25 protein-coding genes are annotated in these 26741 nt (G+C 64.1%); 11 read left to right on the top strand and 14 right to left on the bottom strand.

Going from position 1 to position 26741, the window contains the following annotated elements; translation table 11 throughout:
• Positions 1–39 precede the first annotated feature (39 nt).
• The gene (locus tag AB7532_RS33565; protein ID WP_441238930.1) at positions 40–2787 is read left to right on the top strand and encodes a patatin-like phospholipase family protein; all 2748 of its coding nucleotides are present in this window, start codon (positions 40–42) and stop codon (positions 2785–2787) included.
• Here AB7532_RS33565 and AB7532_RS33560 read toward each other — a convergent pair.
• Both AB7532_RS33560 and AB7532_RS33555 read right to left on the bottom strand, forming a co-directional pair.
• Positions 2750–3316 (bottom strand): hypothetical protein, encoded by a 567-nt coding sequence (locus tag AB7532_RS33560; RefSeq protein WP_441238929.1) that lies wholly within the window; start codon positions 3314–3316, stop codon positions 2750–2752. The genes AB7532_RS33565 and AB7532_RS33560 overlap by 38 nt on opposite strands.
• A gap of 66 nt (positions 3317–3382) precedes the next feature.
• Complete coding sequence (locus AB7532_RS33555) at positions 3383–4261, bottom strand: hypothetical protein (RefSeq protein ID WP_441238928.1); 879 nt, start codon at positions 4259–4261, stop codon at positions 3383–3385.
• Between the two features lie 339 nt (positions 4262–4600).
• On the opposite strand from AB7532_RS33555, the gene AB7532_RS33550 reads away from it, so the two are divergent.
• Positions 4601–5740, top strand: coding sequence for an amidohydrolase/deacetylase family metallohydrolase (locus tag AB7532_RS33550; RefSeq protein ID WP_441239412.1), 1140 nt, complete (start codon positions 4601–4603; stop codon positions 5738–5740).
• A gap of 36 nt (positions 5741–5776) precedes the next feature.
• Here the strand turns inward: AB7532_RS33550 and AB7532_RS33545 are convergent, their stop codons facing one another.
• The 4 genes from AB7532_RS33545 to AB7532_RS33530 all read right to left on the bottom strand — a co-directional run bounded on the left by AB7532_RS33545 (position 5777) and on the right by AB7532_RS33530 (position 9053).
• Positions 5777–7387, bottom strand: coding sequence for an ABC transporter substrate-binding protein (locus AB7532_RS33545; protein WP_441238927.1), 1611 nt, complete (start codon positions 7385–7387; stop codon positions 5777–5779).
• Between the two features lie 170 nt (positions 7388–7557).
• Positions 7558–8151, bottom strand: coding sequence for a TlpA family protein disulfide reductase (locus tag AB7532_RS33540; RefSeq protein ID WP_441238926.1), 594 nt, complete (start codon positions 8149–8151; stop codon positions 7558–7560).
• Positions 8144–8605 carry a DsrE family protein gene (locus AB7532_RS33535; RefSeq protein ID WP_441238925.1) on the bottom strand — a complete coding sequence of 154 codons (462 nt, stop codon included), beginning with the start codon at positions 8603–8605 and terminating at the stop codon, positions 8144–8146. Before AB7532_RS33535 ends, AB7532_RS33540 begins: the two co-directional genes overlap by 8 nt.
• Positions 8606–8624: 19 nt before the next feature.
• Positions 8625–9053 (bottom strand): DoxX family protein, encoded by a 429-nt coding sequence (locus AB7532_RS33530; RefSeq protein ID WP_441238924.1) that lies wholly within the window; start codon positions 9051–9053, stop codon positions 8625–8627.
• A gap of 103 nt (positions 9054–9156) precedes the next feature.
• On the opposite strand from AB7532_RS33530, the gene AB7532_RS33525 reads away from it, so the two are divergent.
• Complete coding sequence (locus tag AB7532_RS33525) at positions 9157–10041, top strand: LysR family transcriptional regulator (protein WP_441238923.1); 885 nt, start codon at positions 9157–9159, stop codon at positions 10039–10041.
• 289 nt (positions 10042–10330) lie between these two features.
• Here the strand turns inward: AB7532_RS33525 and AB7532_RS33520 are convergent, their stop codons facing one another.
• The gene (locus AB7532_RS33520; protein ID WP_441238922.1) at positions 10331–11539 is read right to left on the bottom strand and encodes a hypothetical protein; all 1209 of its coding nucleotides are present in this window, start codon (positions 11537–11539) and stop codon (positions 10331–10333) included.
• A gap of 37 nt (positions 11540–11576) precedes the next feature.
• A complete protein-coding gene (locus tag AB7532_RS33515; protein ID WP_441238921.1) occupies positions 11577–12722 on the bottom strand; it encodes an acyl-CoA dehydrogenase family protein in 1146 nt (381 codons plus the stop codon).
• Positions 12723–12842: 120 nt separating this feature from the next.
• Here AB7532_RS33515 and AB7532_RS33510 point away from each other — a divergent pair, with 120 nt between their 5' ends.
• Complete coding sequence (locus AB7532_RS33510) at positions 12843–13541, top strand: alpha/beta hydrolase family protein (RefSeq protein ID WP_441239411.1); 699 nt, start codon at positions 12843–12845, stop codon at positions 13539–13541.
• A 3-nt stretch (positions 13542–13544) separates the two neighbouring features.
• Here the strand turns inward: AB7532_RS33510 and AB7532_RS33505 are convergent, their stop codons facing one another.
• Complete coding sequence (locus tag AB7532_RS33505) at positions 13545–14519, bottom strand: ketopantoate reductase family protein (protein WP_441239410.1); 975 nt, start codon at positions 14517–14519, stop codon at positions 13545–13547.
• 155 nt (positions 14520–14674) lie between these two features.
• Between AB7532_RS33505 and AB7532_RS33500 the strand changes: the two genes are divergently transcribed.
• Positions 14675–15478 (top strand): enoyl-CoA hydratase-related protein, encoded by an 804-nt coding sequence (locus AB7532_RS33500; protein WP_441238920.1) that lies wholly within the window; start codon positions 14675–14677, stop codon positions 15476–15478.
• A gap of 11 nt (positions 15479–15489) precedes the next feature.
• On the opposite strand, the gene AB7532_RS33495 is transcribed toward AB7532_RS33500, so the two are convergent.
• Together AB7532_RS33495 and AB7532_RS33490 are read right to left on the bottom strand one after the other, a co-directional pair.
• Positions 15490–15753 (bottom strand): hypothetical protein, encoded by a 264-nt coding sequence (locus AB7532_RS33495; RefSeq protein WP_441238919.1) that lies wholly within the window; start codon positions 15751–15753, stop codon positions 15490–15492.
• A gap of 204 nt (positions 15754–15957) precedes the next feature.
• Positions 15958–16842, bottom strand: coding sequence for a LysR family transcriptional regulator (locus tag AB7532_RS33490; RefSeq protein WP_441238918.1), 885 nt, complete (start codon positions 16840–16842; stop codon positions 15958–15960).
• A 113-nt stretch (positions 16843–16955) separates the two neighbouring features.
• On the opposite strand from AB7532_RS33490, the gene AB7532_RS33485 reads away from it, so the two are divergent.
• The 4 genes from AB7532_RS33485 to AB7532_RS33470 all read left to right on the top strand — a co-directional run bounded on the left by AB7532_RS33485 (position 16956) and on the right by AB7532_RS33470 (position 21132).
• A complete protein-coding gene (locus AB7532_RS33485) occupies positions 16956–18323 on the top strand; it encodes an FAD-dependent oxidoreductase (RefSeq protein WP_441238917.1) in 1368 nt (455 codons plus the stop codon).
• Positions 18324–18367: 44 nt separating this feature from the next.
• Positions 18368–19372 carry an ABC transporter substrate-binding protein gene (locus tag AB7532_RS33480; protein ID WP_441238916.1) on the top strand — a complete coding sequence of 335 codons (1005 nt, stop codon included), beginning with the start codon at positions 18368–18370 and terminating at the stop codon, positions 19370–19372.
• A gap of 175 nt (positions 19373–19547) precedes the next feature.
• Positions 19548–20321 (top strand): ABC transporter ATP-binding protein, encoded by a 774-nt coding sequence (locus AB7532_RS33475; protein WP_441238915.1) that lies wholly within the window; start codon positions 19548–19550, stop codon positions 20319–20321.
• Entirely contained in the window at positions 20314–21132 is an 819-nt protein-coding gene (locus tag AB7532_RS33470; protein ID WP_441238914.1) for an ABC transporter permease, read from the top strand. The genes AB7532_RS33475 and AB7532_RS33470 overlap by 8 nt, the downstream gene beginning before the upstream one ends.
• Before the next feature lie 137 nt (positions 21133–21269).
• Here the strand turns inward: AB7532_RS33470 and gtdA are convergent, their stop codons facing one another.
• Positions 21270–22310, bottom strand: a complete 1041-nt coding sequence (gene gtdA, locus AB7532_RS33465; RefSeq protein ID WP_441238913.1) for a gentisate 1,2-dioxygenase — start codon at positions 22308–22310, stop codon at positions 21270–21272.
• 225 nt (positions 22311–22535) lie between these two features.
• On the opposite strand from gtdA, the gene maiA reads away from it, so the two are divergent.
• Positions 22536–23168 carry a maleylacetoacetate isomerase gene (gene maiA, locus AB7532_RS33460; protein WP_441238912.1) on the top strand — a complete coding sequence of 211 codons (633 nt, stop codon included), beginning with the start codon at positions 22536–22538 and terminating at the stop codon, positions 23166–23168.
• Positions 23158–23667, top strand: a complete 510-nt coding sequence (locus tag AB7532_RS33455) for a MarR family winged helix-turn-helix transcriptional regulator (RefSeq protein ID WP_441238911.1) — start codon at positions 23158–23160, stop codon at positions 23665–23667. The genes maiA and AB7532_RS33455 overlap by 11 nt, the downstream gene beginning before the upstream one ends.
• A 180-nt stretch (positions 23668–23847) precedes the next feature.
• Here the strand turns inward: AB7532_RS33455 and AB7532_RS33450 are convergent, their stop codons facing one another.
• On the bottom strand, positions 23848–25461 hold the full coding sequence (locus tag AB7532_RS33450) for a benzoate-CoA ligase family protein (RefSeq protein ID WP_441238910.1): 1614 nt from the start codon (positions 25459–25461) through the stop codon (positions 23848–23850).
• On the bottom strand, positions 25458–26609 hold the full coding sequence (locus tag AB7532_RS33445) for an FAD-dependent monooxygenase (RefSeq protein WP_441238909.1): 1152 nt from the start codon (positions 26607–26609) through the stop codon (positions 25458–25460). Before AB7532_RS33445 ends, AB7532_RS33450 begins: the two co-directional genes overlap by 4 nt.
• Positions 26610–26741: the final 132 nt, after the last annotated feature.

Genomic DNA, 26741 nt, shown 5'->3' with positions numbered 1-26741 from the left:
TCCGCGTCGTCCAGCAGCGGTTTGTTACCCGCGCTCATCGTGAAAAAAGCGGCCACGCCCGAAGAGCAGCATGAAACGGACGTCCTGACGCGCGAGCGGGAAAATCTTACCTGGGCTCACGACCAGAGGTCGGAGGACGACGAGAATCGCGACTGGAAGGGCATGGGCCTGTCAGGCGGCGGTATTCGCTCCGCGACCTTCAGTCTCGGCGCGTTGCAGGCGCTGGTGGCGCACCGGCTGCTGACCAAGATCGACTATATGTCCTCCGTATCGGGCGGCGGCTATATCGGCTCATCGTTGCAATGGTGGTGGAGCAAGGCCCGCTTGGATGAAGCCGCCGAGGCGCAGCCCGCGGGCAAATCGACTGCGCCGCCAGAAACCTACGGCGCCGATGCCGACAGTTTTCCCTATGGTTGCAGTCACCTCTCCGATCCCAAAATTCAGGACAGCGAGGTCCAGAAGCGCAACCTCGCCTTTCTCCGAAACCACGGCAATTATCTGACGCCCGGCGACGGAATAACGGCCTTGTCCGGCATCTATGTCGTCCTCCGGACGTTGCTGATCAGCCTGATCGTCTGGCTGCCGCTGCTGCTCGGACTGTTTCTGATCATCTACGGCGTGAATGAAGCGGTCTTGTGGATAGTGCAGACGCTGTCGTCCGGTTCGTTCGAGACATTGCACTCCTGGCTGTCCGACCTGAACCCTGGGTACCGCCAATATTTCCGGGGGACGTGCGACGATAAGATAATGTCGTGCAAATTCGCGCTGCCGCCGATCTATGCGACGGCGCTTGCACTCTACGTCCTGATCCTCGCGTGCTTCGTGGTGGCGTCTCTGGTTTTTGCCCTTCTCACCAGGGTTCCAAGTGAGACCCGCTCGACCAACAAGCTGAGCCTCAAGAGTGTTGCCCCCGCTTTGCTCGGCCTTGCCATGGTGATAGGGCCGCCCGCGATGTTCTGGAAGATCATCAGCATCACGACAGCTCCCGTTGTCGTCTTGTCGGCGCTGATCGGCTTGTTTCTCGTGATGAAATTCTGCTTCGACCTGTTCGCTAGGGTGCGACGGATGAGCGGCAGCTATTGGTGGCGGCGGACACTCGAGGAATGGTTTGGACTCACCTTCAAGATCGGCGTCGTCCTCCTCATCATTGGCTCGCTGCCCGTGCTGCCGTATTGGGCCGTGCATAAGGCGGAGCAAAGCGCCACGCTGGCCGCGGCGGCTGCCAAAGCGTCGCAGGCCGCAAGTTGTTCTGCGAAGGCGGGGGACAGTTGCGCGCAGTCCGCCGGACCTTCAGATGCAAAGGCGGCAAGCCTTGCTGCCGGTGCGGCCGGTGGACCCTTGGTCGCATTCGCCGCGCTGTTCTCGATCCTCAGCGGCGCGGCCTCGGCTCTTTACGGATATTTCTCTATTGCGAAGAAAGTTGATGAAGGAGTGGCGGGGCGTGTCTTTCCGCCGATCGGGGCGGGCATCTTTCTCTACGGCACACTGACGGTCACCTACATGGCCGCAGTCTTCGTGTTCGATGTCCTGGGAAGCCACGAACCACTCGTCGAGATATCCAAGGCCGCGGTCGGTTACGGCACGGTGCTTTCGCTGCTCATTGCGCTTGTTCTCTGCTGTCTTGCCAACGTCAACCAGGTTGGACTGCATCGCTTCTATCGCGACCGGCTGATGGAGGCCTTCATGCCGTCACCGCTCGCGGTGTCCAAAGGCTGGTCCACCTATTCGCCCGTGGCCGACAGTCTCAATGTCTTCGATCTCAGGTCTTCTTTTTCCCCGGCGACCCATACGGTGGGACCGGTCCCCTATCCGATCATCAACACGTTCGGACGCATCGTCCGGGACAAGGACCCGAAAATCGTCAACAGGGGCGGCGAAAACTTCATCATGTCTCCCTTCTATGTCGGTTCGCGCTCGACGGGTTGGGAGGACGCCGAATCCTATTCCAAGCGCTACGGTCCACTCACGCTTGCGACGGCCATGGCTGCATCCGGCGCCGCGGTCAATTCGAACGCCGGATATATCGGCACCGGATTGACGCGCGATCGCCTCGTCTCCGCGGTGATGACCATCCTCAATATGCGGCTCGGCGTCTGGGTCGGAAATCCCGGGCGCGAGGGCAAGCGGCGTCGCACGCCGCTCTACTGGAGCCCGACGCTGACGGCCGGTCTGCTCGGCTATGGTCACGCGCGGACGAGCGCTTTCATAGAGGTCTCGGACGGCGGGAACTTCGAGAATCTCGGGCTCTATGAACTGGTGCGGCGCAAGCTCGGCGTCATCATCCTGATCGACGGCGAAGCGGATGCGACCATCGCGCTGCCGGCGCTGGTGTCGGCTGCGGTCCGCATCAAGGAGGATTTCAAGGCGACCTTGACGTTCCCCGCAGGCCTGGGCGTCGACCGTCTCGTGCCGGTCGACAAGGCCGTCGGCTACCCGGCCGGCGCGCATTTCGCGCAGGCACCCTACGTCGTGGGACGCGTCGAGTACGAGGATGGGTCGCCGCCGAGCACCGTCGTCTATCTGAAGGCGACGTTGATCCGGGATCTCGATTTCACGACCTCGGGATACCGCGCCGGCAATCCGGATTTCCCGCATCAGACCACGCTGGATCAGTTTTTCGATCCGACGCAGTTCGAGGCCTATCGTGATCTCGGTTTCCGCAGTGCTGCGCTGATGATCAAGGAACTGAAGCTCGCGGGCGCCAATGGCTTCCCGACCCAGGACAAGATCTGGCAGAACTATTTGAAGCTCAGCGCAGCAAAAGCAGCAGGTGCATCATCACGCTGATCGCGACGAGCGCCGCCAGGCTGACGGCGATGGCACTACGCTTCTCAGGCGCCCTCACTACGAAACCGGTCAGCGTCGCCATCGAGGCGAGGCTGGCGAGCAGGAACGCCATGGCGAACTCGGCCCCGTCGCGTCCGATCCCGACGGCCGCTTCGACCACGCTCCTCAGGGCTTCATAGACATGAAGCTCTTTGCCGAGGCAGAACACGGCGAGCGCAAGCAGCCATGCCGTGAGGAGCCTTCGCGCAACGGAATCCCGGCCGGCGTCTGGCATGAGCCGCTCGGCCACGACGGACAGCCCATAAAGCAGCACGGGCGGCAGGATGCCGACGAGCAGATACTCGACGTCGTCGATGTGCACCCGGCCGTGCGTGGTGATGGACTTGGCGAGGACGAAGGCGACGCAGCTTGCGAGCAACAATCCGATGTTGAAGATCGCGGAAACCGGTGACGGAAGGCCACGCGTCTCGTGGCTTCCCTCGGGGCCGCGATGGCTCGCCGATGTCATTGCCAGTCCGTTTGCCATCATCGCGATCCTCGGCCACACCGTACACCACGCCGGCAAGAATTCTAAGCAGGCATGGCTAAGGACGAATTAACGCCTCAACTGTCGCGAAAGTTCGTCCGCGCGGATCAGCCGGCTGCCCGCCGGGGCTCCTTCCAAGTCATTGATTCGAACGAAGAAATTGGCGCCGGTGAGCTTTACCCTGACGGGAATGCAGGCCACATTCTGGGCATTGGTGCGGTATTTGATGATTTCGACCCGCTGATCGGCAAGCCCCACCGATCCCACGGCTGCGGCTCCCCTGACGTTCAGCCCGGCCATGATCTGGCTGTTGAAGCCGCCCCTGACGACGCCCTGATCGAACGAGAACTGGGACCTGTTGCTGCGCCAGTCCCAGCGCAGGGGCGCGTCGAACGTGGTGTTGTCGGTCTCCTTGCACCGGTCACGCCGGCCGGCATATCCGGTGTGGAATTGGGTCAGGCGGTAACCGTCATTGTTGTTGCTCGCGTCATAGCCGTAATCATGATGCCAGTCGTACTCGAGCGCCGAGACCGAGCCCTGGAACGACGTCAAGTCGCGTGACCTTTGGCAGGTTTCGAACTCCTCCTGCCTCAGGCGATTGAGGCTGATCCGCTTGCGGATGGGTGGGGGATCGATCGCGCCGCTCGCAATGGTCCGGCCCGTCTTGACGACGATCGCGCCCGATCTCTGATCGTTCGCGAACAGCTCCCGTGCAACATAGATCAGCCTGGCTTCGGATGTCGTCAGGTCGAGGCCGGTGGCCGGGACCGCCTTCCATGCTTTGTCAGAATCCAAGTAAAACAGTTCCTGCTCGGCGGTGGTCGTGGTCAGCAGCCCGGCGACGGCACCGCAGGAATAGTCGTCGGCCCGCGACGTGCCGGTCGAAGCAAGCGAGATCAGTGCAATCGAAAACAAGGGCAACGAGAGGATATTCGAAATCTTGGTCATGGCCACAGGCACCCCAATTCAGACCAGCAAGTTGTTCAGAGCAGTGATTTGGCGGCGATGCCGATTCCGGCGAAATGCGGCACAGGTCGTGCGAAAAATCAGCAATGGGCGAAACAAGTGTCACTATGATTGCTCAACGCCCGGAACGCAACCGTCAGGGCGACGACCCGGGGATCGCGCGTCTTGGCCGGTCGCCCCTGCCCAGCGTCAGCACGGTTGCCCCTGAAAAAACGTGATCGCGCGAGCTGTTTGCCTCTCCGGGGGACGCGCTGATATAGGCAATGATCCCTCGGCCCGACTGACGTCCACCAGTTGAGTGCCTCGTTGTCGGAGACCATGATGCCTTTCGACCTGATCCTGCGCGGTGGCCGCGTAGTTGACCCCTCGCAGAAGCTCGATGCCGTGACCGATGTCGCCTTTGCAAACGGCAAGGTCGCCGCGATCGGCACCGGGCTCAAGGCCGATCCGGGCACCGACGTGCGCGATGTCTCCCGCTATATCGTGACGCCTGGGCTGATCGACCTTCACACCCACGTCTATTGGGGCGGCACCTCGCTCGGTATCGATGCCGAAGAATTCTGCCGGCTCTCCGGCGTCACCACGGCGGTAGACACCGGCAGCGCCGGGCCCGGCAATTTCGCCGGCTTCCGCAAGCATGTGATCGAGCCGAGCCAGGTCCGCATCCTCGCTTATCTGCATGTCTCGCATGCCGGCATCTTCGGCTTCTCGCACCGGATCATGGTCGGCGAGAGCGAGGAATTGCGGCTGATGAATCCGATCGAGGCGGCCAAGGTGGCGGATGCCAACCGCGACCTCATCGTCGGCATCAAGGTCCGCGTCGGGCTGCATTCCTCGGGCACCTCGGGGGCCGTGCCGCTCGACATCGCGCTGGAGGTCGCCAACGAGGTCGGCATGCCCTTGATGGCGCATATCGACCACCCGCCGCCGAGCTATGAGGACGTGCTGGCGCGCCTGCGCCCCGGCGACGTGCTGACCCATGCGTTCCGCCCGTTCCCGAACACGCCGGCGACCGCGCAGGGCACGGTGAAGAAGGCCGTGCTGGACGCGCGCGAGCGCGGCGTGCTGTTCGACATCGGACACGGCAAGGGCTCGTTCGCGTTCAAGACCGCGCGCGCCATGCTCGCCAACGGCTTTTATCCGGACACGATTTCCTCCGACATTCACCAGCTCTGCATCGACGGCCCGGCCTTCGACCAGGTGACGACCATGTCGAAATTCCTGTGCATGGGCATGGAGCTGTCCGACGTCGTCGCCGCCTCGACGGTGAACGCGGCGATGGCGCTGCGCCGTCCGGAGCTCGGCAGCCTCAAGCCCGGCTGCGTTGGCGACGCCACACTTGTGACGGTCAAGCAAGGCCAGTTCGACTACGAGGACGTCGTCGGCGAGCACCTGATCGGCGATCGCAAGATCGCATCCGAGGGCGTCGTCATCGGCGGCCGCTGGTGGCATCCGAACTAGAGCTTCGCCTCTCCCCGCCTGGGAGAGGCCGTAAGCCTACTCGTTCTTGTCGACATTCCAGAACATCGGCGTCGCGGGGCCGTCGATCACGCCGGTGAGCGATTTGCGCCATGCGCTCGGCGCCTGGAACTGGCCGAGCGGAATGTAGATCACCTGGTCGTAGGCCTCCTTCTGCACGTCGAAGGCGATCTTCTTTTGCTCTTCCGGTGAGGTGGCGCGGGCAAAGGCGTCGCGCAGCTCCTCGATCTTGGGGTCCTCGGACCAGCCGTACCAGCCGCCACTTGTGCCCTTGCCGCCCATCGGGACGTTGACCAGCGGGTTCAAGGAGTCGGCGGCGCCCTGGTAGGTGAAGAACATGTTCCAGCCGCCTTCCTTCGGCGACTTCTGATTGGCGCGGCGGGTGACCACGGTCTGCCAGTCCATCGCCTGAAGGTCGACCTTGAATCCGGCCTCGCGCAGCAGCTGTGCGACCACGATCGGCTGCGCTTTCAGCAGGATCTGGTCGCCTGGCGCCAGGATCACCACGGGCGTGCCGTCATAGCCGGACTCGGCCAACGCCTTCTTGGCGTCCGCCATGCCGTTGCCCTTGATCAGGGTCTCGCCGCCGACGTCGCTGGCCAGCGGCGTATCGCAGATGAAGAATGCACCGCAGAACTTGTAGTATTTGGGATTGCCGATCTGTGCGTCGAGCACGTCCTTCTGGTTGATCGCGAGGAGCGCGGCGCGGCGGATTTTCACATTGTCGAACGGCGGATGCAGGAAATTCATCCGGCCGAACGATTGGAAGCCGAACTTGTTCAGGATGGAAACAGTGACGTCCGGATTGGACTCGAGCGCGGGCAGCATGTCGAACGGTGGCGTTTCAACGAAATCGACGTCACCGGATTGCAGCGCGTTGAGGGCGGTCTGCGCGTCCGGCATCGTGATCCACTCGACACGATCGACCTTGACCACCTTGCCGCCCGATGTCCATTCGGCCGGCTCCTTGCGCGGCACATAATCGGTGTTCTTTTCGTAGATGGCTTTCACGCCGGGCTGGAATTCGCCCGCCACGAATTTGAACGGGCCGGAGCCGATCTGCTCCGGAATCTGCTTGGTGATCGGGGTCTCGGCCAACCGCTTCGGCATCATGAAGGCGACAACGGCCGACGGCTTGGCGATCGTCTCCAGCACCAGGCCATAGGGCTCCTTCAGCTTGAAGACGATGGTTTTGGCGTCCGCCGCTTCGATGCCCGAAGTGAAGTCCATCAGCTTGCGCGCCATGCCGTCGACGCTCGATCCCCAACGCTTCAGCGAGGCGACGCAGTCCTCCGCCGTCACCGGCGCGCCGTCATGCCACTTCAGGCCGTCGCGCAAGGTGAAGATGTAGGTCAGCTTGTCCGCGGACACCGCCCAGTCGGCCATCTGCGGCCGCACCTTGAAGCTGGAATCGATGCCGACCAGCGTATCGTAGACCATGTAGCCATGGTCGCGGGTGATGATGGCCGTCGTGAAGCCGGGATCGGTGACGCGAAGGTCCGATTGCATCACCGCAGTCAGGATCTTCTTTCCGGTCGCGGCAGACGCAACCGACGTCCAGGCCATGGGAAGTGCCGATGGCGCAACAGCCGCAAGCTGAAGCAATTTCCGTCGCGAGACGTGAACCATTCGCTATCCTCCCGACCGGACCCAAACGAAACCGGATGGCGATTGCCCGTTTGGGCGCAGCGTATGGTTTCACGCCGCACCTTGCAATGACGGGTTGTCTCGAACATCTGAATTCGTTGCCGTCGCGCGAGCGTCGCCGGAGGCCGGTTTCGCGACGGCCGGTCGCCGCGCTAGCCCTGCTCGCGATAGAATTGCAGCAGGCGCGCGCCTGCCGGCGAAAGCCAGTCGGGCGCTCCTGCGATGTAGCCCTCGACGCGACCGCTCGCTCCGACCAGATAGGTGATGGGCATGCCGACGAGGCTGAACATCGCGCTGGACGCTTCGGCCGCCGCGCCATAGGCATCGACATAGCAGGCGAGGTTTGGCACGGCGAGGCCGCCGAGGAAGCTGCGGATCTTGCGCAGGTCTTTGGTGTCCGTGCAGATCGCGACGATGTCGAGCCGGTCGGGCCGTGATCCCACCAGGCTTGCCAGCGTCGGTAGATCGAGCCGGCAGGCCGCACACCAGGTCGCCCAGAAATTGACGAGGGTGATGCGGCCTGGTTTCGCGGTCACCACGATGTCCCTGCCGCCAATGTCTTGAAGCCTTAGCTGTGGCATCAACGTGCGCGGCCGCACCACCGTGAACTGACTGCGGCCGGCCTCGAACACCGGCGGCCAGCCTTCCTGCGCGCAGGCAGCGTGCAAGGAACCAAGAAGCGCCGGCGCAGCCATCAGGATCGATCGCCGCGACAGCACCGGACCGCTTTCGCGCGCCTCACGCATGGATATAGGCAAAACCCTTGAGTTGCAGGTCGACCACGCGTCCGATTCCGAAGGGAACGAGGCTCGCGCCTGCGACCAGCGGAATCGAAATCTGCTCTTTGGCCTCCGCGATCGCCTTGGACGAGGCGCACATGCTGTAGGTGAGGTTGGGCAGCGACTGCCGCAGCGTCGCGAGCGGCTCGATCAGCGGCGTCTTGTCGGCGCGAAACACGTCGATGCCCTTGCCGTTGGCGACGACCTCGATCAGCAATCTCGCCCCCCTGTCGGCAAAATGCTTGGAGAGGTTGGCCGAATAGCTGATCGCGTGGCCCATGACGTAGGGCTCGTTGCTGTCGATCAGGATCACGACGCCGTCGGCGAGACGATCCTCCTTGGTCACGGCGGTGCCGCCGGCCGTGAGGATCGCGGTGCCCGCAAGCCGGCCCCTCCGGGACCATCCATTGGCTGAGATCATGGCCGCGCTGTCCCGCTGCTCAAAATTGCCGGGCGGCAATCGGAGCCTTGCGGCCGCGTCCCCACAGCACGAACAGGCTGAGCGCGAGCAGGACGAGGTTGAGCGGCGTGACCGGAGCCTCGCCGCGCGAGACGTGGAAGACGAGCGCGAACACCTGCAGCACTGAACAGCCGAGCGCGGCCAGCACCGTCAGCCGCGGCAGGATCCGCGTCAGCGCCGGCAGCAGGATGCCGATCCCGCCGGCGAGATCGACCAGCGCGATGGCGCGGACGAAGGTTTCGGAATACTGCCCCGCCCAGGGCATCATCGCGGCCAATTGGGGGATAGGCGTGGTCAGCTTGACGAACCCGGCCGAGATGAAAACGAAGGCGATCAGGCCCTGCGCGACCCAGAGGCCGATGCGAAGGGCGCGGCCGGGGGTGGCGGTCTCGAAGGTCGTGGTGGACATGGTGGTTCTCCAGAAGGTGAGGGTTGCCACCATTTGATGGTTTCGCCGTATTTGATCATTATGTGTTCCGGGATGAATTCCTTTCCTGGATATTGATGATCTCATGGATTCCCTGGTCAGCATGCGGGTGTTTTGCCTGGTCGCGGAGCTGAAGAGCTTTGCGGCGGCGGCGGAGCGCCTGCGCCTCTCACCCGCGATGGCAAGCAAGCATGTGATGCAGCTCGAGAAGCGGCTGGGCACGCGGCTGCTCAACCGGACCAGCCGGCGCGTCAGCCTGAGCGAGAGCGGTGCGCTCTATTTCGAGCAGGCGCGGCAGATGCTCGATTCGCTCGACGAGGTCGAGGCCGCCGTCAGCAACGCGACCGTCGTTCCGCGCGGCACGCTGCGGCTGACCGCGCCGGTCTGGATGGCGAACACGATCTTCGCTGGCGTGCTCGCGGACTACCAGGCCCGCTATCCGGAAGTTTGCCTCGATGTCGATCTCAGCGGTCGGCTGGTCAATCTGGTCGAGGAGGGTTTTGACCTCGCCCTGCGCGCGACCGGCGCGCCCGACGAGGCGCTGATCGCGCGGCCCATCACCAGGGTCGCATTCCACCTGGTCGCTGCGCCCGCCTTTCTGGATCGCGCCGGGCGCCCGACCAGGCCGGCCGACCTCGCCGGCCAGGCGCTGCTGCACTACGCACTCTATCCGGGCGAAAGTTTCTCCTTGAACAGGAACGGCACGGTCGAAACCGTCAAGCTCACCCCGGTCCTGCGCAGCGGCAACGAGACGCTGCTGCACATGGCCGCGCTGGAAGGCATGGGCTTCGCTTTCCTGCCGAAATGGCTGGTCACCGAGGACATCGCCGCTGGGCGTCTCGTGCACGTCCTGCCCGACGACATCGTCTTCGAGGGGCGGCTGTTCGCGGTCTATCCGAGCCGCAAATACCTCTCCGCGAAGGTGCGAACCTTCATCGACTTCGTCGCCGCCGACAGGCGGATGAGATAGTCAGGTTACATCGTTCAGTCGCGTCCCGCTTCGCGCCAGATCGGGAAGGGCAGCACCACAGAGCTGTCGCCACGTTCGGCCGCGATGGCATCGAACAGCCCGATAAAGTGCCGCGGCACCATGTAGTTGAGGCATCGTCCTTCAGATTATTTTCGGCGAGATAGTCGGCGATCGACTGGATCGCATCCGAGGGCGTCGTCATCGGCGGCCGTTGGCGGCATCCGAACGAAGCGGCGCCGGCCGGGATTTCAGGTGCTGCGGGTTGGCAAGCCGCAGCGTTGTCTGCCTGCTATTGCGCGGCCCTTTTGCGTTGCTCGGCCGCGAGACAGTCGTTATCCTTGCGGAAGAGGCCGAGCAATTGCTCGCTGACATCAAGCAAAGGCTGCTGCAGGGCCGTGAGATAGTCGAAGGTCAGCGAATTCCCGCGGCCCCGATACCGTGCCCATGTCTGGATGTCCGCTTTTCGTGACATGACGTCGTTTTGAAACGAGATGATTGAGGACTCGCTATCCTGCTTGAGGAAATTCAGGGAATCCGTGTCCAGGCGCGCGAGTTGGTCCTCATTCGGCTCGAAACGCGCGACGAATGCCGCTTCCGCGATCTCGCTCGCGTCCGCGATGTCGATCGATGCAAGCCTCCGGCGCATGTACTCCCCGCAGAAGTCGTGCCGAACCAGCTCGTCATGGACGGCCCGATCGAGATCGGGAGACGTACCGTTCCTCAGCACCTTCTCGAGGTCGAAAAAGCTCTGAGCGCTAACGCCGAGGGCGGCCAGTTCACGCTGGACCGGCTCGCTCTGCAATATCTTGAGTTTCGTGCGCACTTCCCAATGCGCTGTTCGTTCAAAATGCGAACCATCATCCAGATAATACATCAATGGACTGTCGATCCTGATGGCTCTCAGCGCGAGGTCGGTGACGTCCCGCAGAATGTCGGATTTCAACAGATCCCCGGGCGCGATCTCACCCGGCGTCTTGCCGGTCAATAGCGGGCATTTGGCCTCCACATAGGCCTGCGCAACGAGCTCCGAACAAAACAGGTCTCCGCGGCCCTTCTTGCGGAAGGCGGCGATCCGCGCGCCGATTGCCCCGGACAGTGAATAGCCGCGCGACAGATATTGGTGCCCCCGATCTGCAGCCAATTGTGCGCGCCAAGGCCCATCCACGACGTCGAGATTGAGCCTGAGGAGCTTCAAATTGCTCCTTGAACGTACTCCGGTTGGAGCGAGCGCAAATCTGCAGACCCCGGTGCCAACCGCTTCGATCATCAAGCCCGGCTCGATACAGAGAGCCGCGTGACTGAAGGGCGTCCGGCTCCCCACCCGGATCGCGGTGCTTGTGAGCGTCGAAGGATCAAGCAGATTCAACGGCACTCTGGTGAGCAGGATGTCGCCGGGGCAGACGAGCTTTGGAATGAAGACAAAAGCCGTTTCCGAGGACGTCCTGCCGGACGGTGATTCGCCCGGGGAAGGCATCTTGGCCGTGCGTCGATTTCCCATGACACCCGCCCGTCGCTGGGGTTCTACAACGACCTGATTACAAGGATCTGGCAATCAGCAGCTTCATGATCTCGTTCGTCCCGCCATAGATCTTCTGGATGCGGGAATCGATGAAGATACGCGAGATCGGGTATTCCTGCATGTAGCCATAGCCGCCGAACAGCTGGAGGCATTCGTCGGCGGTCTGGACCTGCTTGTCCGAGCACCAGTATTTCGCCATCGACGCGGTGACGGTGTCGAGGTCGCCTGCGACCAATTGCTCGATGCACCAGTCGACGAAGACGCGTGCGATCATCGCTTCGGTCTTGCGCTCGGCGAGCGTGAAGGCGGTGTTCTGGAACTCCATCAGCGGCTTGCCGAAGGCCTTCCGCTCCTTGGTGTAGTCGACGGTGAGCTTGACGGCGCGCTCCATCGCCGCGACGGCGCCGACCGCGAGCGCGAGGCGCTCCTGCGGCAGCTGCTGCATCAGTTGGACGAAGCCCTGGCCCTCTTCCTTGCCGAGCAGATTCTCCGGCGGCACCGTGACATTGTCGAAGAATAGTTCCGACGTGTCGGAGGCATGCAGGCCGATCTTGTCGAGGTTACGCCCGCGCTTGTAGCCATCAGCGCCTGCGGTCTCGACCACGAGCAGCGAAATGCCTTTCGCGCCGGCCTCGCCCGTGCGCGCGACCACGACGACGAGATCGGCGGCCTGGCCGTTGGTGATGAACGTCTTCTGACCGTTGATGACGTAGGAATTGCCCTGTTTCTTGGCCGTGGTCTTCACCGCCTGCAAGTCCGAGCCGGTGCCGGGCTCGGTCATGGCGATGGCGCCGACCATCTCGCCCGAGGCCATTTTCGGCAGCCAGCGCTTCTTCTGCTCCTCCGAGCCGTAATTGAGGATGTAGTGCGCGACGATGGCGCTGTGCACGGAGACGCCGGTGGTCAGCTCCGGCACCGTGCTTTCGAGATCATCCAGCACCGCCGCGTCATAGGCAAAGTTTGCGCCCAGGCCGCCATATTCCTCTGGCACGCTCGCCAGCAACGCGCCCATTTCGCCGAGCCCGCGCCAGGCGAAGCGGTCGACCATCTTCTGCTCGCGCCATTTCTCGGCATGCGGCGCCAGATCCTTGGCGAGATATTTCCGGAACTGGTCGCGGAAGACGTCGAGCTCTTCGGTCATCCAGGAGGAGCGGTAGGACATGAGTACCTCGATTGATTCAGCTTTCCGGCTTGGTAGGCCGGGCGGGCGCTGCAATTATTGTGTTTTCAGGCTGCGCCGGTGCCGCTACCAAGACGGCCGTAGTCGCGTCTGTAAGGATGCCTGATTGTGGCTGTCAAAACCCAAGCCGTCAAAACCAAAGAACTCAAGCTCGACATCGAGCGCATCGGCGCGGTCTCGGCGATCCTGACGCAGCCAGACAAGGCGCGCGCCTGCTATGTGCTGGCGCACGGCGCGGGTACCGACATGCGGCATGCGTCGATGGACAAGATTGCCGAGGGCCTCAGCGAGCGAGGCATCGCGACGTTCCGCTTCAATTTTCCCTACATGGAGAACAAGCAGGGCCGTCCCGACCAGCCGGCGGTCGCGCACGCCGCCATTCGCGCGGCAATCGAGGAGGCAGCGCGGCTGTGCCCCGGGCTCAAGCTTGTCGCCGGCGGAAAGTCGTTCGGCGGGCGCATGACCTCGCAGGCGCAATCGAAGGCGCCACTATCTGGCGTGAAGGGGCTCGCCTTCCTCGGTTTTCCCCTGCATGCGGACAAAAAGCCGTCGACCGAGCGCGCCGAACACCTCGCCGGCATCGCGATCCCCATGCTGTTCCTGCAAGGCACGCGCGATGGGCTTGCCGATCTCGGCCTGCTCAAGCCCGTCATCGCGGCGCTCGGGGCGAAGGCGACGCTGCATGAGATCGAAGGCGGCGATCATTCCTTCGCGGTGTTGAAGAAGTCCGGCCGCAGCAACGACGAGGCACTCGCCGAGGTGCTCGACACGCTGGCCGCCTGGATCGACAAGCTCGCCTGAGGCTCAGGCTGAATAAAGCCCTTTGTCGCGCGCCTTCTGGATCGCGAGCGCCGCAATCAGATCGAGGGTCGGCGTCGACAGCCCGGCGGTGCGCGCGAAAGCGGCGGGCGCTCTCACCAGCACGTCGATCTCCATGGCGCGGCCGAGCTCGTAATCCTGCAGCAGCGACGGCTTGTGATTGGGGGCGGGGCCGCTGCGGGTCACGCGCTTCACCTCGGGAATGAAGTGCTGCGCGATGTCGTTGGCCTCGTTCAGCATGCGCGGAATGAGTTCGGCGAAGGCGGGGTCGTCGCGCACGCCGCGCGCGGTCTGGCCGGTGAGCAGGCACAGCACCGACAGCGACATGTTGGTCAGCAGCTTTGACCAGATCGCCTCGCGGATCTCGGCCACCGGCGGCGATTCCAGCCGCGCATCGTTGAAGACGCCGCGCAATTTCGTGATCCGTTCGCAATTGCGGTCGTCGCATTCGCCGATCAGGAGGCGGTTGCGGTCGGGTGTCAGGTTCTGCACCACACCGGGCGCAGTGACTTCGTTGGAGGAGAAGATGACGCCGCCGATGATCCGCTCTTTCGGGATGCAGGCGCGCAGGCGCCCGCCGGGATCGAGGAAGGAGATGTCCGGCGGCGTCGGATGCCGCGGCGGCAGGCCGATGCCGTACCACCAGGGAATGCCGTTCTGCGCGAACACGATCGCGGTGTCGTCCTGGAGCAGCGGCTTGAGGCTGGCAACCAGCCCGGTCAATGCAGTGGCCTTCAGCGTCGAGATCACCACGTCCTGCGGCCCCAGCTGGGCCGGATCGCCCGAGGCGTTGACCTTGGCGGAGACCTCGGAATCGCCGACGCGCAGCTTCAGGCCATTGGCCCGGACGGCCTCCAGATGCGCGCCGCGCATCACGCAACTGACCTCGTGGCCGGCGCGCGCCAGCCGTACCGCAAGATGGCTGCCGACGGCGCCCGCGCCGAAAATGCAGATGCGCATGTAATGTCCCGTCCCTGGTCCCTGGATGCCGCCCGGCAGCAGCATGACACAAGCCGCCATGCGGTGGACGCGGCCGCCCCACGCTGGAAAGATATGGATCGAGACGCGTTGCCTCGGCCATAGTGCGCGCCAAACAAACGACCTAGGGATCTCCGATGACCGCCAACCCCGTGCTGTGGACCCTCGACGCGCGTGGGGTTGCGACCGTCACGTTGAACCGGCCGGAGGTGAACAATGCCTATGACGGTGCGCTGATCGCGGGCGTGCTCGCGGCGATGGACGAGCTGGGCAAGAAGCCGAATTTGCGCGTCGTCGTCCTCAAGGGCAACGGCAAGCATTTTCAGGCCGGCGCCGACCTCAAATGGATCAACGGCGTGCGGCCGCAATCGCCTGATGCGAACGAAGCAGCCTCGCAGGCGACCTTCGAGGCCGTGCAGCGCCTCAACACGTTGGCCGTTCCGACCGTCGCGCTGGTGCAGGGCGGCTGCTTCGGCGGCGGCACCGGCGTGATTGCGGCCTGCGACGTCGTGATCGCGGCGGACAACGCGCTGTTCTCGATCACGGAGGTGCGCTGGGGCCTGACCGCCGCCATCATCATTCCGCAGCTCTGCGATGCCATCGGCGTGCGGCAGGTCCGCCGCTACGCGCTGACCGGCGAACGCTTCGGCGCCGAGGACGCCCGCCGCATCGGTCTCGTCCACGAGGTGGTGCCGCTCGCCGATCTCGAAACCGCCGGCGCCAAAGTGGTCGAGCAGCTGCTCGCCAATGGACCCGACGCGATGGCCGAGACCAAGCGGCTGGCGCTGGAAAGCTCGTTCGGCGGGATGGCCGTGGACGATGCCGCCTACAAGCGGCTCGTGCAGCTGCATTCGCTCAAGCGCCAGAGCGCGGAGGCTGCGGAGGGGCTGGCGTCGTTCGCGGAGAAGCGGGCGGGCAATTGGGGCGGCGGGAAAAGCTGAGCGCTAGTCGCTCAGCAGCCCCGGCAGATATTATTGATGCTGCGATAGACGGCGTCGTCGTCTTGCCGCATCTGGCGCAGCGACTGGAGATTGTCGCTCGCGCCGGCTGGCGCGGGCGGCTTGCGCTTGGCCGCCAGCTCATCCTCCTGCCGCTTGTAGCAGGCCTCGCGATCAGCCTTGGCCTGGATGAAGCGGCAATTTTGCTCCAGGGCTGCGACGGGCGTGGTGGAGATCGCGAGCGCGGTCAGGGCGGGCAGGGCGAATTTCAAAAGCATCGAATCCATATCGCTGAACCAAGTTGCTGTCGTCGCCCGGCTTGACCGGGCGACCCAGTACGCCGCGGCTTCTCCGTATACGTCGACGTCTCTGGAATACTGGATCGCCCGCTTTCGCGGGCGATGACAGCGGAGGTGGCGGCTCTTCTCTCAGGTCCCTTACGCGAGAGCAACCGCGATGTTGTGACAGGCGCGCGACACGGCTTACAGCGACGGCGCGAGTGACGTTTTCAGCAAAGTCAGCAGCGCCTGCACCGCGGCGGCGTTGCGCCGCCGTTCGGGGATCGCGGCCTTCACCCACAATTCCGGAATCGGAAAGTCGCGCAGCACCGGCTTGAGCGTGCCGTCGCGCAAGGCATCCGCCACGAGATAATGCGAGATCAGCGCGATGCCGTTGCCGGCGATGGCGCTGCGGGCCAACACGTGTCCTTCGTTGGACGAGAGCAGCGGGCTGACCTGGATGCTGATGCGGCCGCGCGGCCCGTCGAAGATCCATTCTGGACCGGTCGGCAAGAAACTGAGGCAGCGATGCTCGACGAGGTCGCGCGGATGCTTCGGCGTGCCGTGCTTCCTCAAATAGGCCGGCGAGGCGCAGAGCAAACGCTTCAGCGGACACAAGGGCTCATCGACCACGCCGCCGAACGAATGCGGGAAGGCGCCGATGGCGATGTCGAACCCTTCGGCGACGGGATCGACCGGGCGGTCGATCAGCACGATCTCGAGCTTGAGCCGCGGGTTCTCGGTCTGGAACGCGCTGAAGGCGTCGGCGAGATGCGCCACCGTCAGCGAGGTCGGCGCCTTGATGCGGAGGTGATCGACGAGGTCGTGGCCCTTCTCGCCCATGCGTGACAGCAGATCGGTCGCGTCAGTCACGACGCCGCGCGCGCGATGAACGTAACGCTGTCCGGCTTCGGTCAGCCGCAATTGCCGGGTCGAACGGTGAAACAGCGCCGTGCCGATCCGCGCCTCCAGCTGCGTGACGCGCTTGGCGACCACCGAGGTGGAAACGCCAAGCTTTCGTGCCGCGGCGGAGAAACCGGCGGCATCCGCGGTGGCGAGAAAAGCCTGGAGGTTCACGAGGATGTCCATGTCCGACCTTTCTCGATTCGCGAAAGATGATCGCTCATTTTGATAGATTGTACCCTGAGGTGCGCTAATTCATAGTCGGATCCAAGCAAGAGATTTTGGGAGCAGGACGCGTCATGCGGGCCACGATGATCGAAGAACCGGCACGCCAGGTGCCGCTCTATGGCGAATATGAAGTCGTGGTGCTCGGCGGCGGACCAGCCGGCATCGTCGCTGCGGCATCAAGCGCGCGCGCCGGGCGGAAAACCCTGCTGATCGAACGTTACGGCTTCCTCGGCGGCATGGGCACCGCTGCCGGCGTCACCAATTTCTGCGGCCTTCATGGCAATGTGTATGGGCAAGCCCACCGGCTGGTGCAGGGCATGGCGTCCGAGCTGCTGGCGCGGATCGATCGCTTGAACGGTCTCAACGCGCCGCATCTGATCCTCGGCAAGGTGTTTGCCCAGGCCTATGACACCGCGGCTTACAAGATCGCGGCCGACGAGCTGCTCGCCAGCCACAAGGTGCACTTGCTCTTCCATGCGCTCGGCGCCGGCGTGGTGATGGGCGACAACAACCGCATCGACGCGTTGATGGTCGAGACCAAGGCCGGCCGGCAGGCGGTGCGGTCGGAGATCTTCATCGACTGCTCGGGCGACGGCGATCTCGCGGTCTGGGCCGGCGCGCCGTTCGAGATCGGCGACGCGCACGGCCATCCCATGTATCCCTCGATGATGCTGCGTCTGAATGGCATCGATCCCGAGAAGGCCGGCGACGCCTGGCGGACCATTCCGCAATTGATGGAGAAGGCCACCGCCGCCGGCACGCACCAATTTCCGCGGAAAAGCGCGATCGTGCGGCCGCAAAAATCCGGCATCGAATGGCGGGTGAATTTCACGCAGGTCGCGCGCGAGGACGGCCATGCCATCAACGGCATCGAGCCCGACGATCTCACCCGCGGCGAGATCGAAGGCCGCAAGCAGGCGCTGGCGGCTTACGAGTTCCTGCGCGGCACCGTGCCGGGCTTCGAAAAGTCCTACATTGTCGATTTGCCGCCGCAACTCGGCATCCGCGAGACCCGCCGCATCACGGGCGGCTATCAGCTCAGCGGCGAGGACGTGCTCGGCTGCGCCTCGTTCGAGGACGCCATCGGCGTCAATGGCTGGCCGATCGAGGCCCATGTTGCTGGCGATGTCGTCTTCACCTTCCCGCCAATCCCGGAATCGCGCGGCTATAACGAGCTGCCCTACCGGATGCTGGTGCCCGAAGGCGTCGACAATCTGCTGGTCGCCGGCCGCTGCGCCTCGATGACCCATGAGGGCCAGTCGGCGGCGCGGGTGTCCGGTGCCTGTTTCGTGATGGGGGAGGCCGCGGGTTCCGCTGCCGCGCTGGCGCTGTCGGGTAACCGGATTCCACGCGAAATCCCGGTTGATAAATTGCAGGAAACGTTGAAACAACAGGGCGCGTTCATCGGGCGGGACCAGGCGGTGCCCGAGGGCCTGTAACGGACTGCAAGAACGACCAAGGCAATGACGGCGGAGGAAACGGGATGATCGGGATGGTGCGGTTCACGCTTGCGGGCCTGATGGCGGTCATGGCGATGGGCACGGCGCAGGCCGAGGATGCGCTCAAGGCGAAAATCGGCGTGCTCCGGCTGTCGTCGTCCGCGCCCGTCTTCATCGCGCAGGACAAGGGCTACTTTCGCGAGGCCGGTCTTGACGTCGAGCTGAAATTCTTCGACGCGGCGCAGCCGATCGCGGTCGCGACCACATCGGGTGACGTCGACTTCGGCGTCACGGCCTTTACCGCCGGTCTCTACAATCTTGCCGGCAAGGGCACGCTGAAGGTGATCGGCGGCATGAGCCGGGAGAAGGCCGGCTATCCCCTGATCGGCTATTTCGCCAGCAACAACGCCTATTCGGCCGGGCTGAAGACGCCAAAGGACCTCGCGGGCAAGCGCGTGGCGATGACGCAGGTCGGATCGAGCTTTCACTATTCGCTCGGCCTGCTCGCCGACAAATACGGCTTCAAGCTCGCGGACGTGAAGATCGTGCCGCTGCAATCGCTGTCGAATGCGGCCGCCGCGCTGAAGGGTGAGACCGTGGATGCGGCGCTGTTGCCGATCTCGACGGCGCGCAAGCTGGTGGACGAGGGCGGCGCAAAGTTTCTCGGCTGGGTCGGCGACGAGACGCCGTGGCAGTTGGGTGCGGTGTTCGCCTCGCCGAAGACGCTGACCAACAAGGCGTTGGTGACAAAGCTGCTCGGCGCGCTTGCCAAGGCCGACCGCGAATATCACGACACCATCCTCGCCGCGATGAAGGACGGCGTCGCCCCGATCAACGAGCAGACAAAATCGCTGCTGGAGATCATCGCCAAGTACACCAACCTGCCGGTCGAGCAGGTGGTCGGCAACTGCGCCTATATCGATCCCGACGGCAAGCTCGACGTCAAGAATGTCGACAACCAGATCAAGTGGCTTCAGGAGCAGGGCTTCGCGGACAAGGGCTTTGACGTGAATACGATCGTCGCCAAGGACTATGTGAAGGCGGATTGATTGATGCGAGCACCCCTCTCACCCCGTCATCCTGAGGTGCTCGCGAAGCGAGCCTCGAAGGATGCACGGCCCGGATGTAGCGGGGCCGTCGCCCTTCGAGGCCTCCGCCCAGCGGCGCAATTGCGCCGCAAGGCTCCGGCACCTCAGGGTGACGGATCACGGTTTAGGATGTGAGATGGACCTGATCGCCAACCACATCTCACATCGCTTCGGCGATCTCGCGGTGCTCGACGATGTCTCGTTCACCGTCAGCGCCGGCGAGGTGGTGGCGATCGTCGGTCCTTCCGGCTGCGGCAAGAGCACGCTGCTGTCGATCCTCGGCGGGCTGTTGCAGCCGAATTCGGGCGCGCCCGAGCTGCGTGGTGCGCCGCCGGCGGACAGCCTCAATCCGCTGACCTTCGTGTTCCAGGATTTCGCGCTGCTGCCCTGGGCGACGGTCGAGGAGAATGTCGAATTTCCGCTGCTGCACGCGCAACTCTCGGCGGCGCAGCGCCGCGCGCTGGTCGACGATGCCCTGCGCCGCACCGGCCTGACCGACTTCCGCAAAACTTATCCAAAGCAACTTTCCGGCGGCATGCGCCAGCGCGTTGGCATTTCGCGCGCGCTTGCGGTCAAGCCCGCCATTCTCCTGATGGACGAGCCGCTGTCGGCACTGGATTCGCAGACCCGCGAACTGCTGATGGAGGATTTCGTTCGCCTGCTCGCCGACGGCGGCATGGGCGCGGTCTATGTCACCCATAATCTCGAAGAAGCTGCGCGCCTTGCCGACCGCATCGTGGTGCTGTCGCGGCGGCCGGGCCGTATTCGCGAAGTCGTGAGCGTGCCGATGACGCGGGCCGCGCGCGGCGAACCGGCTGCGCGTGAGAAGCTGCTCGCGCTTCAGAATCAGATCTGGTCGCTGATCCGCAACGAGGCGATCGATGCCGAGCGCGAGGTTCAGCATGCTTGACCGCGCGGGTGGGTCTGTAAAGGACGAGGCGACGCGGCGCGTTCGCTTCCGCGGCGCGGGCTTCGTGCCTGCGAGTAGTCGCTTCGGCGGCTGGATTGCGCTCGCGCTCGTCATTGCGATCTGGCAGGCGGCCGGCAGTGCGGGCCTCGTCAATCCGCTGTTTCTGCCGCCGCCGTTGGCGATCGCGCGCGCGATCTATCAGCTCGCGGTGTCGGGCGCGCTGTGGCAGCATTTGTCGGCGTCGCTGCTGCGCATCGGCGTCGGCTGGCTGCTTGGGACCGCGGCCGGAATCGCCGTTGGCTTTGCCATCGGCCTGTCACGGCTTGCGCGCAGCGTCGGCATCACCTTCATCTCGGCGCTGTTTCCGATTCCGAAGATCGCGCTGTTGCCGCTCTTGATCCTCTGGCTCGGCATCGGCGAAGAGCCGAAGATCGCGACCATCGCGCTGGGCGTGTTCTTCTCGACCGCGATCTCGGTCTATAGCGGCGTCGATGCGGTGCCGCGCAACCTCATCCGCATGGCGCAAAGCTTCAACGTTCCCTTCGCCACCATCGTGCGCAAGGTGATCTGGCCGGGTGCGCTGCCCGCGATCCTCGCCGGCTTCCGCATCACGGCGTCGGTTGCGCTGCTGCTCGTCGTCAGCGCCGAGATGATCGGCGCGCAATACGGCATCGGCGCGTTCGTGCTGCAAGCGGGCAATCTGATGCAGACGGATCAGCTGCTCGCGGGCGTGGTGATCCTATCGGTGTTCGGGCTGGTGGTCGGCAAGGTGATCGGTTGGCTCGAGGTTCGGCTGTTGCACTGGCGCTAGCCGCAATCACCGCTGCCGTAGGGTGGATTAGCTCGCGGTCGCGCGAAGCGCGATCCGCGGGCGTAATCCACCACTTCTGTCGCCGCGGAGATGAAAGAGGTGGATTACGCCTTCGGCTAATCCACCCTACGAGGCCATCACGCGTTGCCCCTGTCCTCGCGAAACAAATCCAGCTTCTGCTGCACCGGCCGATCCGAGAAGCTGAACAGCACGGCGTCGTCATCCGCCTCGTGCGTCACCCATTGCCAGCTCGGCACCACGAACAGATCGCGCGGGCCCCATTCGAAAACGGCGTCCCCGATGCGGCTGCGGCCGCGGCCCTCGATCGGGCAGAACACCGTTGCATCGGTTGACCGATAACGCGCGGTCTTGAACCCCTTCGGCAGCAACTGGATGAAGGTGCCGATGGTCGGCATCGCGAAGTCGCCGGTTTCAGGGTTGCTGAACTTCAGCTTCAGCCCGTGGCAGGCATCCCACTCCTGGCTCGTGCGCGCCTTCTCCAGTGCCTCGCGGGTATAGGCATAGGGATAGCTGAAGATCGGCGAGGTCTTCGACGACCGCTTGACGTCGACCGGCAAGAGATTGTGGCCGTAGCGTGCAAAGCTGTCGCCGGCGGGCCTCGTGATCTTCTGCTGGTCTTCCTTCGAGCCCTCCGCGAAGGAGCAGTCGAAGAACTGCACCAGCGGGATGTCGAGCCCGTCGAGCCAGAACATCGGCTCATCGGTTTCGTTGGAATGATCGTGCCAGGTCATCGACGGCGTGATGATGAAGTCACCAGGCGCCATCGCGGTGCGCTCGCCGTCGACGGCGGTATGGGCGCCCTTGCCTTCGAGCACGAAGCGCAGCGCCGACTGGCTGTGCCGGTGTGCGGGCGCGACGTCGCCGGGCACCACCATCTGCACGCCGGCATAGAGCGAGGTCGTGATCTTGGATTGTCCGCGCAGGCCCGGATTCTCCAGCACCAGCACGCGCCGCTCGGCTTCCTTGGCGGTGATCAGCTTGCCCGCCTCGGTCATGTAGTCGCGGATGACATCGAATTTCCAGAGGTGCGGGCGGCAGGCGCTCTTCGGCTCCGGCGTGATCAGATCGCTCATCACCGTCCACAGCGCGGTGAGATTTTCGCCGTCGATCTTCTTGTAGAAGGCCTCGCGTTCCGGCGTCTTGGTCACGGCTTCCATGGTCGCTGCTCCCGTCATTTTGTTGATTGACAGTATACTGACGATCTAGGTAGCGTCAACGTGACGAACAGCATACAAGGTCGTCGTCATTCCGGGGCGACGCGCCAGCGTCGAGCTATGGTGCGCAATTGCGCACCTGAGAATCCATAACCACGATCGGGAGTATGGATTCCGGGCTCTCGCTTCGCGAGCCCCGGAATGACAGAAAACAATGGGAGGGTTCCGATGAAGCTGCACGGCTATTTCCGTTCCAGTGCCGCCTATCGCGTGCGGATCGCGCTCAACCTCAAGGGCCTCGGTGCCGAGCACCTGCCGCATCATCTTCGCAAGGGCGAGCAATGCGCGCCCGCCTATCTCGCCATCAACCCGCAGGGCCTGGTGCCGGCGCTGGAGAACGACGGCGGCACGGTGCTGACCCAATCGGTCGCGATCATCGAATGGCTCGACGAGACGCATCCCAACCCGCCGCTGCTGCCGAAGGATGTGTTGCAACGCGCCAAGGTGAGGGCGTTCGCGCTGGCGATCGCCTGCGACACCCATCCGGTTCAGAATCTGAAAGTGCTGGCGCGGCTGCGCGAGCTCGGCCTTGCCGAAGAAAAGGTCCAGGACTGGGCCGCGTGGGTCAACCGCGAGGGGCTGTCGGCCTGCGAGACCCTGATCAGGAATGAGCCCGGGCCATTTTGCTTCGGTGATACGCCGACGCTCGCCGATCTCTGTCTCGTGCCGCAGCTTGCGAACGCGCGACGCTTCGGCGTCGATGTCTCGGCCTATCCGCGCCTGCTCAAGGCGGAAGCTGCGGCGAAAGCGCTGCCGGCCTTCGCTGGCGCCGCCCCGGAGAAGCAGCCCGATGCCGAGTAAGCCTGCTCCGATTACGATCGACGCGGTCTATGCCGCGCCGGGCTATCTGTTCCGGCGCATGCAGCAGATCGCGGTCTCGATCTTCATGGAGGAGTGCAAGGCGTTCGACCTCACGCCGGTGCAATATGCGGCGCTGATCGCGATCCACACCCATCCTGGCATCGACGCGACGCGGCTGTCGGCGGTGATCGCTTTCGACCGCTCCACGCTCGGCAGCGTGATCGAGCGGCTCCAGGCCAAGGAGTTCGTCGAGCGCAAGCCGGCGCCCGAGGACAAGCGGATCAAGCTGCTCTATCTGACCAAATCCGGTGCGGCCATCCTGCGCGAGATCATCCCCGCCGTCGAACGCGCCCAGGCGCGGATGCTGGAGCCGCTGAAGCCCGCGGACCGCAGGGCGCTGATGGGGCTGATGGCACAGCTGGTCGACCTCAACAACGAGGCGTCACGCGTGCCGCTGCGGGCAGAGGATGCGCTGGAGCATCTGGGGAAGGGCGGGTGAGGGCGGGGCGTCATACACCGCCGTCGTCCCGGACAAGCGAAGCGCAGATCCGGGACCCATACGCCGCAGCAATAGTTTGGCGAAGACAGGCAATGACCATCTCGCGCAACAACGATTGCTGCGGCGTATGGGTCCCGGCCTTCGCCGGGACGACAGCGAGGGTATGGCGGCAGCGGCCACTCACATCCGCAACAACGCCTGCCGGTCGATCTTCCCCGTGCCCGTCTTCGGCAGCTCGTCGATGAAAATCACCTCGCGCGGATATTTGTAGGGCAGCAGCTTGCCCTTGACGTAATCCTGCAGCCGCCGCGTCGCCTCGTGCTGGTCGGCGGTGTGGCTGTTCATCACCACCACCGCCTTCAGCGTCATGCGCCGGTCCGGCAGCTCGGCGGCGAACACCGCGCATTCGCGGATGTCGGGGTGATCGGCGAGACACAGCTCGACCTCGAGCGGGTACACCCACTGGCCCGAGATCTTGATGAGATCGTCGGCACGGCCGCGGAAGAAGTGGAAGCCGTCGGCATCCCTGACGAAACGGTCGCCGGTGTAGATCCAGCCGCCCTCGCGGATCGTCTCGGCGGATTTATCCGGCCTGTTCCAGTAAAGCGGCGTATTGGAATCGCCGCGCACCCACAAAATGCCTTCCTCGTTGTCGCCGACCTCGCGTCCGTCCTTGTCGCGCAGCGCGACTTCGTAGCCGGGCACGCGCAGGCCCGCCGCGCCGAGCTTTGTCTGCCCGGGGCGGTTCGAGAGATAGATGTGCAACACCTCGGTCGAGCCGAGGCCTTCGACGATGTCCAGGCCCGTGAGCGTCTTCCAGCCGTTGAAGACCTCGGCCGAGAGCACCTCGGCCGCGGAGAGCGCCAGGCGCAGCGACGAAAAGTTCGTTTTGCCCGCGCCCTCGGCCTTGGTCAGCGATGTGTAGAGCGTCGGCAGGCCGAAGAAGAGCGTCGGCTTGTACTGCCCGATGGCAGCGAAGATCGACGCGGGCTTCGGCTGGCCCGGCAGCAGCAGCGCCGCCGCACCGGCCGAGAACGGGAAGGTGACGGAATTCCCAAAACCATAGGCGAAGAAGATCTTCGGCACTGAGAAGCAGATGTCATCAGGCGTCAGCTTCAAGACATTTTGCGCAAAGGCGGCCTCGCTATAGGCCATGTCGTGCTGGAGATGCACGATGCCCTTGGGCCGGCCGGTCGAGCCGGACGAGTACATCCAGAACGCCATCTCGTTGCGATGCGTCGGGGTTTCCGGGAGCTCGGCCGGGAATTGCGTCAGCCAGCTTGTGGCGGCCACGGCATTCGGTGCGGCGTGCTCGCCTGCCGTCCCGTTCACGACGATCAGCGTATGCAGGCGCGTGTCCTTGCAGGCTTCGGCGTTGAAGCGCGCGCCAAACTCGGCATCCGCCACCGCAACACGCGCGCCGGAATCGGCGAGATAGAATTGCAGCAGATCCGGCGGCGTCAGCGTGTTGATCAGCAGCGGCACGAAGCCGGCGCGCACCGCGCCGAAGAAGGCGGCCGGATAGGCCGGCGTATCGTCCAGGAACAGCAGCACGCGGTCGCCGCGGTTGAGGCCGAGCGACGCGAAACCGTTGCCCCAGCGGCAGGCCTCCGCACAGAGCTCGGCATAGGTTCGTGTGCCGGCCGGGCCGATCAGTGCGAGCCTGTCGCCACGCCCCTTGCCGAGATTGTCGAACAGCACGCGGCTGGCGTTGTAGATATCGGGAATCGCAAAGCCGATCTCCCGTGCCCCCACGCCGTCGGCGGGCACCTGGTCGCGAATCTCGTTGCTCATGCCGCGTCTCCGCCGCTGTCTCCACTGGTCTTGGCGGCCTCGTAGCGCGCCATGAAGGCCGGCGACATGTGGCGCAGGCGTGCATCGTCGATGCGGCCCGAGCGGGTGATGTAGCTGTAGGCGAAATCCATGAGGTCGAGATGCATGTGCTGGGCAAAATGCTCGTACCAGAAGGCCGAGGTGCGTGCGGCATTGACGAGCTTCTGCACCACGGGCTTGCGCGCGGCCTGGTAGCGATGCAGCGCGGTCGACAGATGCGCGTCCGATTCCAGCGCCTTCACCAGTGCGATGGCGTCCTCGATCGCGAGCCGCGTGCCCGAGCCGATCGAGAAATGTGCCGAGTGCAAGGCGTCGCCGATCAGCACCATGTTCTTGAACGACCAGTGCTCGTTCCAGACCCAGGGAAAATTGCGCCAGACCGATTTGTTCGAGACCAGCGAGCGGCCGCCGAGCGTGTCCGAGAACACTTCCTCGCAGACGCCCTTGGATTGTTCGGAGTCCTTGTAGGCGAAGCCATAGGCCTGCCACGTCGCGTGATCGCATTCGACCAGGAAGGTGCTCATGGTCGGCGAGTAGCGATAGTGGTGGGCGTTGAAGGCGCCGCGATCGGTCTTCACGAAGGTCTGCGACAGCGTGTCGAAGCGCTTCGAGGTGCCGTACCAGACGAATTTGTTGGAGGAGTAGGACAGCGACGTGCCGAAATCGCCCTCGAAGGCGCGGCGCACCAGCGAGTTCAACCCGTCGGCGGCGACGATCAGATCGTGGCCGTTGAGCTGGTCGATCGCGTGGATCTGGGTGTCGAAGCGCGGCGTGACGCCGACGTCGAGCGCGCGCTGCTGAAGAAATTGCAACAGCTCCAGCCGGCCGATCGAGGAGAAGCCGACGCCGTCGATGGCGACGCTGTCGCCGCCGAGGTTCAGCGTGATGTTCTCCCAGCTCTCCATGTGCGGCGCGATTGCGTCGACCGTCTCGGGGTCGTCGGCGCGCAGAAATTCCAGGGCCTGGTCGGAAAACACGACGCCAAAGCCCCAGGTCGCGTCGGCCGGGTTCTGTTCGAACAGGTCGACTTGATCCTCGGGGTGACGCTTCTTCCAGAGATAGGCGAAGTAGAGCCCACCGGGCCCCCCGCCAATCACGGCGATCCGCAACGTCTGCCTCCCTAATTGACAGTATACTTACTATCTAGGGGTAGACTAATGGGCTCCGGCTTCCCGCGCCAGCGGAATTATCGGCACAGCGCGAGGCCCACCGAAACCCATCCCCGGACACATGTTTGATAC

The sequence above is a fragment of the Bradyrhizobium sp. 930_D9_N1_4 genome, from assembly GCF_052076015.1.
In the GTDB taxonomy this organism is placed as follows: domain Bacteria; phylum Pseudomonadota; class Alphaproteobacteria; order Rhizobiales; family Xanthobacteraceae; genus Bradyrhizobium.
Note: the sequence above shows the minus strand (reverse complement) of the source record. Positions and strands in the feature narration are given on the sequence as shown.